Below are 14220 nucleotides of genomic sequence, written 5' to 3' on the forward strand. Positions count from 1 at the left end.
CCTTGCATGCGAATGCGAGACTGCTGCGCCGACGGCAAGCGTGCCGCATCAGTGCCCACCCGCTTGCCGGACAAGCTGCGTGAGCCGCTCCAATATGCGCAAGCCGATCCGCCGTTCAGAAAATGTCTCATGTGCATATGATTGCACGCGCGCGGCGAAGGCGCGGTCGGCGCAGGCTTTTTTTGCAGCTAGCAACTGTTCAGCGGCATGGTCCAGATCGGGCTCCGCCCACCAGGCGCTGTCGGCGGGGACCACGTAGGGATATTCGCCCTCCTTCACCGCGACTTTTTTCCAGCGAACGGGAAACCCCGTGCCGTCGCGAAGAAAATCGACATTACCCGAAAATCCCGTTCCCACAACCGGTTTTCCGAACAGCATGGCTTCGGCCATGGTGCGCCCGAACCCTTCCGAACGGTGCAGCGACACATAGGCATCGCATGCGCCGACCAGGGCCAGGATGTCGCCGCGGTCGAGGGTCTGGTCGAACAACATGATGCGCTCATCGTCAAGGCAGGCTTCGACGAAACGCATCCAGACCGGATTGCCCGGCTTGCTGTTCATGGTCTTGAGCACCAGCCTGACCGACTGGTCGTGTGCGCCGAAGGCGCGCTGAAATGCGTCGATCGCGGCAAACGGGTTCTTACGGGACAAATAGGAATTGAAGTCGAAGACATACAGGAACACGCAGGTCCCCTCGGCCAGGCCGAAATCGCGCCGGCCCAGCGCGGCGGCGCGCGCCACACTGGCCGGCAAGGGCATGCGTGTCACCTGCGGCGGCCGCTGCATGCCCACCACCGCCTGTTCATACATCACTTGCGTGAATGTCGTCGCCGCCCATACTTCATCGACGACATCGAAGGCATCCTTCCATTCGCTGGGCCAGACCGGCAACTCCCATGGCCACCAGCCGATGTTGTAGCGATCCTGAAACAAGGCCATGCCTTGTTCAAGGTAGACACGTGCGGTATCGGAACCGGTCAGGCAAAAAATATTGATGGCGTAGGGCGCCTGCTGCGCGCCGGCCCCGTCTGCCAGGTAGGGCGCCAGCAGGCGGTCGTTCTGACGCAAGGAGTCGCCTGGGTGGATATTGATGACGCTAAAGGGAATGCTTGCTGCTTCACAGGCGGCTACGGCCATGCGGACGTCTTCGCCAATGCCCAGCTCACCGTAGGCGAAGCCGATCAGATTGACGCCGAAAGGCCGCGCGCGCGCGCGCTCCGAATCGCGCCGCGCCGCCACCCAGGAAATCGCATCATCGTGCTGCCATGCCTGCCCGGCCCAGGCGGACAGGGCATGCCAGCCAGCCTGGGTGCGAATATCGCCTGCCTCCTGCATGCCGGGCCGCCGGTACCACAGCAACACCGCCGCACGCGCTACCGTCTTAACGCTGCCCGCATGGCTGGTGGCCTCGGTAAGCCAGTCGCGCCAGCGTTGCGCCACCAGCGGCTGCAGGCTAAGGCTGGGTACCCCATCGAACAGGAACCAGTGCACGTAGAGCATCTGGCCTTCGACTGTACCCAGATCGAAGTTCTGGCGAAGCTGCTCGATACTGCGCCAGACGAAAAACATCAGCCAGCTGATCCGGGGCTGCCCGGCCCAGCGGGGATCGTCCAGCGCCAGGAAGGCTGGCGCCGCATCGAGCGCGGCGATCACCGTGCCGTCGACGCGCTCGAGCAAGCCGTATTCACGCAGTCCGTGCGCAAACAACCATGCCACCGAGGCCCACAGGCCCTCCTCCGTCGCCACGTCGAAGGCGGCGCGCAGATCGGCACGCTGCTCCATCAGGTGCAGCAATACCTTGCTCATGCCGAAACTGCCGTTACTGGGCCAGGCTGGCAGCGGCCGCAGCAGGTCGTCCTGGCCGAGCGGATCACCGCTTCTCCAGGCAGGAAAACTGGCGCCGCTCTCAAGCTGCCACCACATCTGAAAGGCATGCGAGAGATGGTCGCCCTCGCCTATTCCGCGGCGCAGATCCGGCCGCACCATCCAGATGAGTTTAAGCATCTTTTCCTTGGGCAGGACAACGCCGCTCACTGCGGCCTCCAGCCGAGCCAGAGCCGATGTAGACGGGTGCTGCCGCTCGACTGCATGCGCAAGCCCAGGCGCAGCATACGCGTTCCAAAAGGCAAGATCAGCTCCTCATCGACATTGCAGGAGAATGCGTCCTGGCGCAGGGTCGCACCGTGCACGTCGATGCAGGCGACCAGCAAGTGCACCGGCAAGCCGCTGCCTGCTTCAAGAAAAAAGCGCCAAACCCCCAAGGCGCGCAACTGCGCCGCCCCCACCGGCAAGCGCGCGAACACCTCCTCGCTCTGGCCGTCCTGCAGTTCAGAGACAAGATGCCAGCCAAACCGGTCCAGTTCGGCGCTGGTCTGGCTCCCGCCCCAGGGGTCGAACCAGGCGGCGAGCTTGCTGGCCGGAAGGTAAGGCACCCGGCTCGCAGCCTGCGCGAGGGCCGATATCGCCATGGCCTGGCGCTCGAGCTCCTCGATCACCAGGCCCTTGTCGAGCAGCAGGTCGTCGACGTGCTGCGCAAGGCTTGCAGCGCAGTGTGCCGGATCGAGCAAGTCGGCATCGCGGCAATAGTTGTACGGGTCGATTGCCAGCCCATCGAGAGCGACGCTCATGCCGGCGCAGTCCCTGATCCAGCGCGCGGCCGCCTGACCGTCCAGCCACCGCCGCCTCACCACGGCGCTGCGCAGGGCCACGGCGCTGCAGGCGCGGTAGGCGCACTCCATCGAGTTTTGCACGATTTCTCCATTCACGACGCCAAAGTGTGCCCGCTTGCAAAATGCCTCAGCATTGCTGTACGACGCTGCAAGCAGCAAATCGGTCAGATAATGCGCTCCATAATAGTCTTGCGCCACCAGCGGCGCAATCCACGCACAGGCAAACCCGCTTGGCGCAAGGGTGCCGATGGCGTGCTCGCCGAGCTCGGCGTGCGCCAGCGTCCGGATGCGCGCATCGGATGAGGCGGCTGCGCCGCCCGCCACGCCGGGCCCCATGATGAGCAGCAAACGCCATGGCTGGTGCTGTTGACGCAAAGCCGATTGCAGGATCGCGTCGCGTTGCGCCGGGGACGCCGCATACCCGACCAGCAGCACCGACGAAACCGGCACGACCAAGGGGCGCCGCAGAGCGCACGATGCAATGCTTGCCAGCCTGCGGGCATAGGTATGCTCCTGCATCACCTTGCGCACCCCGGCCACGGTGCGCCTGGCCCGCGCGGCCTCGTCCCCGACCAGCGATGCCAGCTGGCGGCTTACGGCCTGGCCGTCGTCGCTGCAAATGACGAGCTCGCCGAACAGCCTGCGCACGCCCAAGCAATCATTGCTGACGACCGTGGTACCGGAACCCAGTAATTCGCACACCCGGCGCGCGCACATGGAGCCGGATCGCTTGACGGTGTTGAGATTGATCGCGTAGCGGTAGCGTTTGCCGGCCTCCGCCACCGCGTGGGCGGGCAAGCTGCCCTGTATCAGCTGCCGGTACGCATCCGGGAAGGCATAATTGTGGTCGCCGCTGCCCAGATAGCGGTCAAAAATAGTGACCGGCATCAACGCCTGGACGCTATCGACAAGCGTGCGCAAGTCGCGTGTGCGCTCCGGATAGCGTACATAATACGCGCCGGCGAAACAGGCAGCGACGGCGCGTTCGTCGCGCTCGACGGGATGGTATTCGCGCGGCTGGCACGCAAAAGGCAGCACATACACGCGATCATGCCCAAGCGCCTGCTTGTAGCGTGCGACGCAGTCGATATCCGACGTAAACACGCTATCGAACATGCTGGCCGCGGCCAGAAAGCGGTCGTAGTGCACCGGATCTTCCTTGCCCCAGAATACGGACGGGATATGATGTTCCTTACACCATGCCAATAGTTGCCCCAGCACCGGGGCGGCATGGCTGATTTTCCCGTGCCATTGCTTGCGATGGCCCCACCAGGCCGACTCAACGAACAGCAAATCGGGAGCAAAACTGCCTAGCTCGCTCATCCAGTTGTCCAGGCTTAAGGGCAGCAAGCTGCATTCTGGGCCCAAGCCGCGCGACGTGAAATCATCCAGGATCGCCGCCACGCGCAGGCTATCGAGCGGGCGTGCAGAAGGGTGGCCGGTCATGGCAGCGGCAAGCGCAGCGCGGCCGCTGCACCGGGAAGGCGCTCGGCGGCGATCGATGCGATATGACGTGCCAGCGCAGTCCAGTCTGACCAGGGACGGCGCAACAGGGCGCCGTCCCGTTCCAGCGTAGCAAGCCAGTCTGGCAATCGTTCGATCAGCGAGCATAGCAGCGCCTGGTCGCGCGCCGAGAGCTTTTGCCACATACCCAGGTCAACCGCATCCGGAAGCGCGAAACGTAGTTCCATCCTGTCCTCGGCAGCATCGGCCGACTCGGCAAACCAGTGTTCGAGGACCGCCGGCGTTCCTCCCGCCAAAAACTCGAGCTTGGGATGCGTCCCGAAGCATTCTGGCCCCACTTCTGCGCAAGCCAGGCGAAATTCCCATTCGGGCCAAGCATCCGCCATGAAGGACAGGGTGTCGGCCCTGAGCCATAGATGTTCATAGTCAGCATTGATCTGTTCGCGTTTGAGGTGGAGACGGTCGACTCGCAGCACGTGCGCATAGTTTTCCAGCATGTTGCTCAAGCGGCACATGCCTGCATGCAAAGCCTGTGCGGGAAAGGCAGGGAGAAAACCGTGTTGTTGCGGCGCTGCCGTCAGTTGCGCGAGCAGGCTTGCCAGGGCACGCAGCATCCGCCAGTCGCGAGTGCCGATGTCGGCAACGACATCCGGACCGGCGGCGTCCGGAATGGCGTCGGCCGTCAGCAGCAGTTCCTCGCCAGCGCCGGCCGCCAGCGGCCAGCGTGACAGCGGCGCATCCGCGGCCCCGGCGCGAGTAAGCACGATGCCGGCCAGCGAGCCGATCACCAGCGTGTCGAATTCCATGACGGGAATCGCCAGCCCGGCGCTTTCGAGCTCGGTGATGCGCCAGCGGGTGCGGCCATTGCCCTGGACAAGCAATTCCAGCGTGTCGTAGTGCACATAGCCAGGCGTGGAATCAAGAAAACCGCGCCACTTGTGCTCGATCCGCTCATTGCGCACAGCAAGGTAACCCATGTTTTCCGCGATGCGGGCTATTTGCGCATTCATCAGTTCGTTCTCGAGCACCGTCTCCCTGAGCCGGTATGCGTTCTGCTCGGCATCGCCGAGTGCCATCAATGCTTCCTGAAGCCTGCCGTTCGTAGTCCGTAGCGCCTGTTCGCACTCGCTAGCGTACTGTTCGTGATGCGCGAAGAGCCGGGCATGCTCCTGGAAGTCGGCGATCGCATGCTCGCGCGGGTCGGCGACGATGCCGGGGGAACGGCCATTGCCAAAACGCGATGCCGCCGATGCAAGCCTGTGCTGCAATTCGGCCATTTCCCCCTGCTGGCCGAGAATCTGTTGCGCGAGCAGGCGTGCCAGTCCATCGCTGCGGACCGGATGAGGGATGGCCGCTTGACCAAGGTGCAGCGGTAGCTTCCACTGATCGATGCAGCGAGCAACAAAGGCGGCGCCATGGTCCAGACAGTCGCTGGCATCGACCAGCAGGCAACGGTGCGGATGGCGGGAATGCAAGGACAAAAGCCGCCGCTGCCCGCACTGCCACCTTGCAATGATCGTCGCAAGCGGCATGGACGGCACAGCGCTCGCCAATACGTGGGACATCACATGTTCCAGGGAAGAACTGACCAGAACGAAACAAAGATCCGGATCCAGCCTCAGCCAAAATTCAGCCACAAGGACGCTGCCGGCATGGGCCCATCCCCAGGCCGGGAAAGGAGCATTCGCCAGGATAATGTCTTTGGCAAGCCCTTCCCATGGCGGGCCAGGGGTCACCGGCGTTCTCGCAGCGTCCGCCGAGGCCAGCACTTGCTCATGCCAATAATCGATTGTAATGGCAGCATCGCTTGCGGCGCCCGCCGCCGGTGCCAGACCGGCGCCGCGCAGCAGGACAGCCAGCTTGTCCAGATCGCTTTGGGCCGCACCGGTGAGACAGAGATGCTTCATAGGTCGTGTAGGAAAGTCGGGATTGACGTGACGCCGGCAGGGACCGCACAGCTCTCCGGGTTCCGATTGCAGCCCATAGTAACATCGCCGGCAACGTCGGCGCCATGATGCATAAACACAACAATGGCTTGTTTAACAGCGATGAAACGAGCCATTAGGTACACTGTGAAGAACGGTCGCTCGTCAATGCCATGTCAAGCCTGGTAGCCAGGTTTTTTGGCGTCGCTATGCGAGCTGTCACAGGTATTTTCCAGGCGCGTGGCGGACATCGTGAGAGGAAGCATGTGTAAAGCACCCTTGTGCAGCATCGCCGGCCAGGCGATCACGCGGCCAGCATGTGGCAGCAATCCTCGCTCGCCGGGCGCGTACCGGGTCCACCGGGACGATGCTGGCGGCATCGGCGGCACGCATGGCGCGGACTGCGTCAAACTCGCGCGCTGCCGCCGCAGTAACGTGGCGCCCGGATCGCAAATTGGAATGCCCCCGGCATGACAGTTGATTTTTCCATGGCATACGCCAACGGCGGACATCCTTCCTTGTTGCTCGCATGCCTGGTGCCACGGCGCCGGCATGATCTTCTCCTGTCCTGTGCGCTGGACCTGCTCGATAAAGGCGATTCGGCTGCCGCGATGCTGGCGGTCGAATACGTATGCCGAAGCAAGCCCACGCTCAGCATTCCAGCACTGCTGCGCGCGAGTATGGTACAGCACCTGCTGCCTTCGATGGCAGCGGCGGCGTGGAGCAAGGCATGGGAGCGCGACCCCGAGCAACCACTGCTCCAGGATAACTTGTTGCGTTCCTTGTTGTCCGATGGTGAGAGCGCCGAAGTCGTGCAGCTTGGCTTGGCCTTCCTTGCGCAACGCTGCCGTAGCGGCTCGCACGCTAGCTTGGTCGACTTGCTGCGCGCTGCCGGTTTGACCCTGTTCGGCGCATGCTGGCAAGACAAGAATCGCATCGCCGCCATGCTGTTCTCCGCGCACGACATTGCGCGCACGCGTCTGCGTCTGTTGAGCGCCGATGGCGAATGCACTTACGAAGTGCCGACAGGGGGCCAGTTGTTTCACCTGGCTCCGTCGCATGGCGATGGCCCTTTTACGCTGCTCCTGTCGGGCACGGCCACCGCAATCGCGTTGGCCGGCTCACCGCTATCGCAAGCGCAGAGTCGGCAATACTCCGCTGGCGCGCGCTTGCCGATTGCGGATGGGCGGCGCCTGGTGGCGCTCATTTTACCGCTCGAGGGTGATACGCCGGCGCTGCGCACCCGTCTCGACAATCTGCTTTACACCTTGCCCCGCAATCGCACGCGCCTTCGCCTGATCGTGGTGGACGATGGCCTTTCCGCAGACACGGCGGCATGGCTAGGCACATGGGCTTCTGCAAACCAGGCGACTTTATTACGCAATGCAGAGCCGATCGGGTTCGTCAAGTCCGTCAACCTGGCGCTACGTATCTGTCCTGCCGATGACGTCTTGCTCATCCCGGCGCTGGCATGGGTAAGCGGGGACTGGATCGACCGGCTGACCGTGCTGCTCGACAGCGCAGCGGACGCGGCCGCTGTGGTGCCCGGTTCCAGGCAAATCGATACGGCCATCGATGCGGATCGAACACCGGGGAGTCACCGCGCCGCGCAGGGTCAGCGCCCTGTTCATGAGCATGCGCAGGCTTGCCATGGAGGAGTGACACTGTTAAGTCGACATGCGATCGGGCTGATCGGCGCCCTCGATCCCCGCCTATGCGGCAACGCTGCAGCGCTCAGCGACTGGTGCGAGCGCGCACGCGCGGCCGGCTTGCGCGCAATCGTCGCAAGTGGCGTCCACTTAGCGCACACCAGGGCGGCAGCAGACCGGGAAGACGCCTTGCGCAGGCACCGCGACCGCGGCGCCATGTCGGTGTCCGATTTAGCCCGCACGAAACAGCCCCCCTCCCCTGCATCCAGCGCGCCGCGCGCTCGGTCACTCGTCATACCCGACGAGTTAGAAGCTGCCGGGCAGTTGCGCTTGCGCCTCATACTTGCCGCACTTCCAGGACACAGCCTGCGGATCGGCGTCTGGCGTCATGTCGCCGACAGCGTCCATGCCGCCGCCATCATGCTGCTGGCACGCCGTTTGTCCGCGCGAGACACGCGCTCGCCGCCGATCAGACTACTGGTGCTGGGCGAGGCGATCGAAGCATTGTGGCGTACCGGCGTGGTGGATGTCATCCCGCCTGCCGGTGAAGCGGATACGCTATTCGACGACACGATGGTGCTTGGTTTGGCAGGCTGTACCGTATTACTAGCACCGCCTGGCGTGCGGGTACCGCAGGGAATCGCGGTGACCCGCATGGCCGCCGGTTTCGACGCGCTAGCCTGGCTGTCCGAGTGGGAACGCTCGCACGCAAGCGCAGGCGCCGCTTTGACAAGCGCAACCCGCATTCGCAAATGAAAAAAAAACACTCCACGCCCGACCGCTGGATAGGGGAAGTTGAAGGCATTCACGAAGGTCTTCTGTATGGCTGGGCCGCAGATACCACCAATACCGGGGCCCGTGTCGTCGTCGACGTCAGATTGCATGATGAATCGGTCGCCACGACCGTCGCCGATATTGCCCGACACGATCTCGCGGCACGCCTGCGCGAGGCTGGGGGAGCGCGCGCCGATCATTGCCACGGCTTCGCGGCCGACCTGAGGGAGCTCGATCCCTTCTCCGACGGCGGCCTTACCGTCCATATTGCCAATACCAGCTGGATGCTGCCCGGAAGGATTAACCGGTCAACGCCACAGGCCATTCCCCCGGCCGCAATGAACCAGGTATCGAGCGATGGCGGCTTGCGCCTACAAGGCTGGGCTTGTCCGCTCTTTTCCGGTGCCGCTGTCCGGCTCGTGCGCGCCTACGAGGACGAACGCATGTTGGCCGAGACGCGTGCGGCCAAAACGATGCCTGGCCTGCGTGGCAGCCCTGCCGAACAAACGGGTTTTCAACTTGACCTGCCTGCTGAACTGGCGGACGGTCGCCGCCATGTGGTTCATGTGGTCGACGAAAATGGCATTGCGCTCAATGGCAGTCCGGTTACCATATGTTGTGCTTTGAACGGCGCTAGCGCCTTGATCGGGCCGGCAACGCAGCTTTTGCATGCCGTAATTGACAATTACGAACGCAGGCTGCCACGCAGCCTGGGCATGGACTATTACGCGGCCTGGTCGGCAGCGTTCGAGAAGCCCGCAGACGCGTGCCAGCCGCCACTGATCGAACGACGTGTGGGCATTATCGTCACTGGCAGTTCCGACAGCGCTGCGCTGGAGCGCACGATTGCCAGTCTGAATGCCCAGTCGTGGCCAGTCGCAAATCTCGTAGCGATCGCGGCGGGGAGCACGTTTAACGCGGCTCTGCAGGCCATGCTGACGAGCGACAGCGACGTCATCGCCTGCGTGCGCAGCGGCGATACCATTCCCGTTCACGCCATCGCGCGTGGACTTGACGGGTTTTCGCTAGCGTCGGCGCGGGTGGTGTATACCGACAGTGAAAGCGCTGGGCAACCATGGTTCAAGCCTGCGTGGAGTCCAGACTATGCCCTCGCCAGCGATTATCCGCTTGAGCTGATGCTGGTCGATGCCGACGTGGCGCGCAAGATGCTGGGAAAAGGCCCTGTTCCATCCAATGCCGCACAGTTTGCCTGGCATATACTGGCACAGTTGTGGCCGTGCGCCGCCGAGAGTATTGTCCACGTGCCGCGCGTCCTTTACCGATTTGAAACGCCATTAACTCCCGGCGAACAACAGCAACGCTACATGGCGGCGGCGCAGGCGCTGGCGAGCACGACGCCGCGAGCGGCCTTGCTTCCTCTGCGGGATGCGCCACCCGACGCCGGATTCATCGCGCGCCGGCCGGTCTACCCGCTCACCTCCAGTGGACGGAACTGCAAGGTGACCTTCATCATCCCAACGCGCGACCGTATCGACCTGCTGCAGCGTTGCCTTGACAGCATTGCAAGACATACCAAGTGGGACGGCCTCGACATCATTATCGTCGACAATGGTTCTGTGCTAGCTGAAAGCAAACAATATTTTCTCGAGATCGCTGTGCGCGGCGTGACTGTGATTGCCTGTCCCGGGCCGTTTAACTACGCCGCCCTGAACAACACAGCTGTCGCCCACGCGACTGGCGAAATTATCGGCCTGATCAATAATGATATTGAAGCGTTGCACGATGGCTGGCTGGAAGCGATGCTGGAGAATCTCTTGCGCCCTGGCGTGGGCGCCGTTGGCGCAAAATTGTTATGGCCGAATGGCATGGTGCAGCACGGTGGCGTCTTGCTCGGCGTCAGCAACGTTGCCGGCCATTTTGGCAACAATCTCGCCGATGGCGATTGGGGCGATCACGGTCGAAACCAATTGAGCTGCGAGGTGAGCGCCGTCACGGCAGCCTGCCTGCTGATCCGCAAAACCGACTATGAGGCAGTCGGCGGCATGGACGAACACGCGTTCCCCGTCGCCTTCAACGATGTTGATCTGTGTCTCAAGTTGCGTGCTGCCGGAAAAACCATCGTCTGGACCCCCGCAGCACGTCTCCTGCACGCCGAATCCGCCAGCCGCGGTAGCGAAGACAGCCCGCAAAAGCGCAGTCGCGCGCAGCGTGAAATCGAACACCTTCGGCAGCGCTGGGGCCCTTTACTGTTGCGCGATCCAGCCTATCATCCCAGCCTGAATCTGGAAGCATCCTGTTTTGCGTTCAGCGGACTGGCTTTTCCTCCGCGTCCGCGGGAGCCTCGCCAGGCAAGGCTACATTCTGCACTAGCGTGCGTCAACGCGGTCCGGGCAAGCTCCCGGGATTCGGATGAATGATGATTCTGTCACGTTGTTGAGCGAACGACGGAATTTTCCTGGAACGGCACGGTGCGCCTCAACTGCACGGACCATCCCTGCAAGGGTAAAAAATTGTTCGGCGAACGACATCGCATCGGCACCGTCGATCTCGAACTGCCCCTTGCGGATCATGTGCATCAGCTCGATTCCAGCGAGCACCGAGCCGACGGTCCAGAACGATTTGAAGTTGAGCATGGGCTTGGTTACCCGCCTGATGGCGCGTTCCCGAAAAAATTTCGCCGTTCGATCAATAACGCGACAGAACTTTTTGACCGAAATACACTTCCTGTCAAAGATGTAGTAACATATCTACTTTCATTGTCGTCAGGGGACAAACATGACCATCACCACTTTCTCAAGCAGGGAATTTAACCAAGCTGGAAATGAGGCCAAGCGCGCTACTGCTAACGGGCCTGTCTTCATCACCGACCGAGGTAAGCCTGCGCACGTGCTTTTGACCTTCGAGGAGTATCAGCGGCTTACGAGGCAAAAGCGCAGCATAGCCGAGGCGTTATTTATGCCTGGAGCCGACGAGGTGGAGTTTGAGCCAAGCAGGGCACACATCGCGATCAAGCCTGCCGATTTTTCATGATGTATGTTCTTGACACTAACGTAGTGTCGGAGCTGCGCAAGGTGTTCTCCGGTAAAGCTGACGCAAATGTTGCGGCCTGGGCCGGCAGCATTGATGCTTCCAATATGTTCATATCTAGCATCACCATCATGGAGCTGGAGGTGGGCATCCTGCAAGTACAGCGAAGGGACCCGACACAAGCAGCAGTTCTGGGGGTGTGGTTCTTGCAGCACGTATTGTGCGAATTCTCATCTCGGACGCTGCCTGTCGATACAGCCGTTGCCCGACGATGTGCTGCGTTGCATGTTCCGGACCCACGGAGTGAGCGCGATGCGCTGATAGCTGCGACAGCGCTGGAGCACGGTATGATTGTGGTCACTCGGAACATCATCGACTTCAAGCTGACTGGCGTGCCTCTTATTAATCCATGGCAGAAATAGAAAAAGGGATGCTGTCGCGTTGTTGATCAAAAGGTGGAATTCTCCCTTGAACGGCACTGTGCGCATCAAACTGGACGGACCATCCCGGTCAGCGTAAAAAATAGTTCTGTCGCATTAAGCAAAATCCCAAAAAATTGACCACAACAGGTAGTGTCAAATCGCGAGGGCAAGTCCACATGTCGTATGCCGATATCGCCGAAAAAATTAATGCACACAACCCGGTGAAGGGGATGCTACGGGCATGAAAAAGCCAGCGGAGCAGGTGTTGGGCTGGCTTAAACGTGCTTGGTGCTCGGCGGCGGAAAGCGCCCTACTTTCATGGTGGTGCGCTGGAAAAACTGTGACTATTCAGCCTCTGGGAAGGCTGTAAAAATCTATTTAAAATCAATGGGTTGCGGACATCTGAAAACAACTGAAAACGCGAAAACCCGGCTTTTTTCATAAAAACTGCATAAATCACGCCTTTTCAAGCGTGAAAATCCCATAACCCATTGATTTATAAGGGCTGAATAGTTACGAAAAACTTAAGTTAGCCGCTCTGTCCTTTGCCAGGACGATGCCGGCAAGTCGCCAAATGCGTCTGCCCGCGCAATGGCAAGATAGTCGGGCGTCATGAAGTTACCGTGTTGAATGCCATTTTCGCAAGATTAAGTTTTTCAGACTATCAAATTGGAGCGAATTTTGCGGTATTTTCGGTGTTTTGCGCAAGTTCCTCCATGCCTATGTTGCGTACTTGGCTGAGTACGAACGGGACGATTTTCGCGCATCGGATTTTATGTAAAATTACTTGACTGAAATATCATATACATATGCCATCAAGTATTTCTGATTTAGAAAACCGTCGAGTCTTATCCACTTGGCTGGATTTTTCGGTATCGCCCAATCACGCGTATGGGGCGCTCCTACTTGACCCCAGGCGGAATTACGGCATGGTAACCGCAATAGTCGTGGGCGTGCCCAACCGGGTGAACCGATTGAGGATGGCGGCGCGGACCTATAGTTCGGCGACCTGGCGGCCGAAATCACGTGCCATGACGCGTTCACCAGCAGCTTGAAGCAACGCATCTTGGTCTCGACAAGGCTGCGCCGGTGATAGCCGCTCCACTTCTTCCAGATTTTCCTGCCCAGCAAGCGCGTGGCCGCCAGGATGGCGCTTCGGGCTGTGGCGCCAGGACGCTGGTCCTTCCATGGCTTGGGCGTTCTTGCGAGTTGGGAAACCGCCTGTGCCGCAAGTTGCGTGATCGCTTCATGACAGCCTTTGGTATCGTAGGCACCATCGCTGCTGACGCGTGCGACAGTCTCGTCGGCGGGAATCTGGTCGAGCAGGCATGGCAGTATCGGCGCATCGCCTGTGGCGTTGTCGGTCACTTCAGTGGCACGGTTTTTCAGCGTGGCCGCGTCAATGCCAAGGTGGACCTTACGCCACTGGCGATGGTAGTCGGCCCCATGTTTTTCGGTCTTCCACCCGCCTTCGCCCAGCATCTTGATGCCCGTGCTGTCGACCAGGAGGTGCAATCCCGTAGTAGTCGGCTGTAAGCGCTCCATAAACCCCAGACTTGCTGGCTAATCCGAATTTCCGCATTCTTGCTACTTCGATTTGATACCGGAGCAAGCATGGAAAACACGACCGTTTTTTGGGAGAAGCACGTTGCCGCGATTCGGCAGGAAGGCGTCGCGGTGACTGTCTACGCGAAGCGTCATGGTCTGTCGCTGGCATCGCTGTACTACTGGCGCCAGAAGTTGCTGACGGTGGACGGCAAGGCAGCGTCGGCGGTACACGGCAAATTCGTCGCCGTTCGCATTGCACAGGCCGCGCCGCCATCGGCCGCTTGCACACTGATTTTGCCGTCGGGGCTGCGCCTCGAGATGGCCGCGCTGCCGGCACCGGTCTGGCTGGCGGCGCTGGAGCAGTCACACCCGGGAGCGCGCTGATGCACCCCGGCTGTCGTATCGAACAGGTCTATCTGTGCCGCGATCCGGTCGACTTCAGGAAGTCGATTGATGGACTGTCAGCGCTGGTTGAGCAGGAACTAAAGCTCGATCCTTTCGGAAGCGCCTTGTACGTGTTCGTCAACCGGCATCGCAACAAGATCAAGGTCTTGTACTGGCATCGCAATGGTTTCTGCCTTTGGCTCAAGCGTCTTGAGGCGGAAAAATTTGCATGGCCGCGTGAGGCCGACGGAGCCACCCAAACGGTGACGATACAGCAGTTTGAATGGCTGTTGGAAGGCTTCGATTTATGGCGAAATGCTCCTCATAAAACCTTGCATTTCGGTTCCGTTTCATAGGGGGATTTGGTAAAATAGTGCATGCCAGAAGCCGTCGCAAA

General features: G+C 60.9%; 9 protein-coding genes and 2 pseudogenes. 6 read left to right on the forward strand and 5 right to left on the reverse strand.

The window, feature by feature from the left end; all coding sequences use genetic code 11:
* Positions 1-48: 48 nt before the first annotated feature.
* The 3 genes from F1735_RS37910 to F1735_RS21960 are packed head-to-tail and all read right to left on the reverse strand — an operon-like array spanning position 49 to position 6040.
* Positions 49-2034 carry a glycosyltransferase gene (locus tag F1735_RS37910; protein WP_167238934.1) on the reverse strand — a complete coding sequence of 662 codons (1986 nt, stop codon included), beginning with the start codon at positions 2032-2034 and terminating at the stop codon, positions 49-51.
* Entirely contained in the window at positions 2031-4115 is a 2085-nt protein-coding gene (locus F1735_RS21955) for a CgeB family protein (protein ID WP_167238935.1), read from the reverse strand. The genes F1735_RS37910 and F1735_RS21955 overlap by 4 nt, the downstream gene beginning before the upstream one ends.
* Positions 4112-6040: a hypothetical protein gene (locus F1735_RS21960; protein WP_167238936.1), complete on the reverse strand. Its 1929-nt coding sequence runs from the start codon at positions 6038-6040 to the stop codon at positions 4112-4114. Before F1735_RS21960 ends, F1735_RS21955 begins: the two co-directional genes overlap by 4 nt.
* Positions 6041-6528: 488 nt before the next feature.
* On the opposite strand from F1735_RS21960, the gene F1735_RS21965 reads away from it, so the two are divergent.
* Complete coding sequence (locus F1735_RS21965; protein WP_167238937.1) at positions 6529-8463, forward strand: glycosyltransferase family 2 protein; 1935 nt, start codon at positions 6529-6531, stop codon at positions 8461-8463.
* A complete protein-coding gene (locus F1735_RS21970) occupies positions 8460-10859 on the forward strand; it encodes a glycosyltransferase family 2 protein (protein WP_167238938.1) in 2400 nt (799 codons plus the stop codon). Before F1735_RS21965 ends, F1735_RS21970 begins: the two co-directional genes overlap by 4 nt.
* A 132-nt stretch (positions 10860-10991) precedes the next feature.
* Here F1735_RS21970 and F1735_RS36675 read toward each other — a convergent pair.
* Positions 10992-11102, reverse strand: a pseudogene (locus F1735_RS36675) (IS6 family transposase); the annotation flags it as partial.
* A gap of 115 nt (positions 11103-11217) precedes the next feature.
* On the opposite strand from F1735_RS36675, the gene F1735_RS21980 reads away from it, so the two are divergent.
* Both F1735_RS21980 and F1735_RS21985 read left to right on the forward strand, forming a co-directional pair.
* Positions 11218-11472 (forward strand): type II toxin-antitoxin system prevent-host-death family antitoxin, encoded by a 255-nt coding sequence (locus tag F1735_RS21980; RefSeq protein WP_167238939.1) that lies wholly within the window; start codon positions 11218-11220, stop codon positions 11470-11472.
* The gene (locus F1735_RS21985; RefSeq protein WP_187364321.1) at positions 11469-11891 is read left to right on the forward strand and encodes a type II toxin-antitoxin system VapC family toxin; all 423 of its coding nucleotides are present in this window, start codon (positions 11469-11471) and stop codon (positions 11889-11891) included. The genes F1735_RS21980 and F1735_RS21985 overlap by 4 nt, the downstream gene beginning before the upstream one ends.
* A gap of 922 nt (positions 11892-12813) precedes the next feature.
* Here F1735_RS21985 and F1735_RS21990 read toward each other — a convergent pair.
* Positions 12814-13424 (reverse strand): annotated as a pseudogene (locus F1735_RS21990) (IS5 family transposase); the annotation flags it as partial.
* Positions 13425-13505: 81 nt separating this feature from the next.
* Here F1735_RS21990 and tnpA point away from each other — a divergent pair.
* Positions 13506-13823 (forward strand): IS66 family insertion sequence element accessory protein TnpA, encoded by a 318-nt coding sequence (tnpA, locus tag F1735_RS21995; protein ID WP_166882621.1) that lies wholly within the window; start codon positions 13506-13508, stop codon positions 13821-13823.
* A complete protein-coding gene (gene tnpB / locus F1735_RS22000) occupies positions 13823-14179 on the forward strand; it encodes an IS66 family insertion sequence element accessory protein TnpB (RefSeq protein WP_166882622.1) in 357 nt (118 codons plus the stop codon). The genes tnpA and tnpB overlap by 1 nt, the downstream gene beginning before the upstream one ends.
* Positions 14180-14220 lie beyond the last annotated feature (41 nt).

This window comes from Massilia genomosp. 1, from assembly GCF_011682185.1.
Classification (GTDB): domain Bacteria; phylum Pseudomonadota; class Gammaproteobacteria; order Burkholderiales; family Burkholderiaceae_D; genus Telluria_A; species Telluria_A rubra.

What these genes read in the sequence shown, in the direction of transcription:
- F1735_RS21980 (WP_167238939.1), top strand. Translation starts at nt 11,218, where the DNA reads ATGACCATCACCACTTTCTCAAGCAGGGAATTTAACCAAGCTGGAAAT.
- tnpB (WP_166882622.1), top strand. Translation starts at nt 13,823, where the DNA reads ATGCACCCCGGCTGTCGTATCGAACAGGTCTATCTGTGCCGCGATCCG.
- tnpA (WP_166882621.1), top strand. Translation starts at nt 13,506, where the DNA reads ATGGAAAACACGACCGTTTTTTGGGAGAAGCACGTTGCCGCGATTCGG.
- F1735_RS21985 (WP_187364321.1), top strand. Translation starts at nt 11,469, where the DNA reads ATGATGTATGTTCTTGACACTAACGTAGTGTCGGAGCTGCGCAAGGTG.
- F1735_RS21970 (WP_167238938.1), top strand. Translation starts at nt 8,460, where the DNA reads ATGAAAAAAAAACACTCCACGCCCGACCGCTGGATAGGGGAAGTTGAA.
- F1735_RS21955 (WP_167238935.1), bottom strand. Translation starts at nt 4,115, where the DNA reads ATGACCGGCCACCCTTCTGCACGCCCGCTCGATAGCCTGCGCGTGGCG.
- F1735_RS21965 (WP_167238937.1), top strand. Translation starts at nt 6,529, where the DNA reads ATGACAGTTGATTTTTCCATGGCATACGCCAACGGCGGACATCCTTCC.
- F1735_RS21960 (WP_167238936.1), bottom strand. Translation starts at nt 6,040, where the DNA reads ATGAAGCATCTCTGTCTCACCGGTGCGGCCCAAAGCGATCTGGACAAG.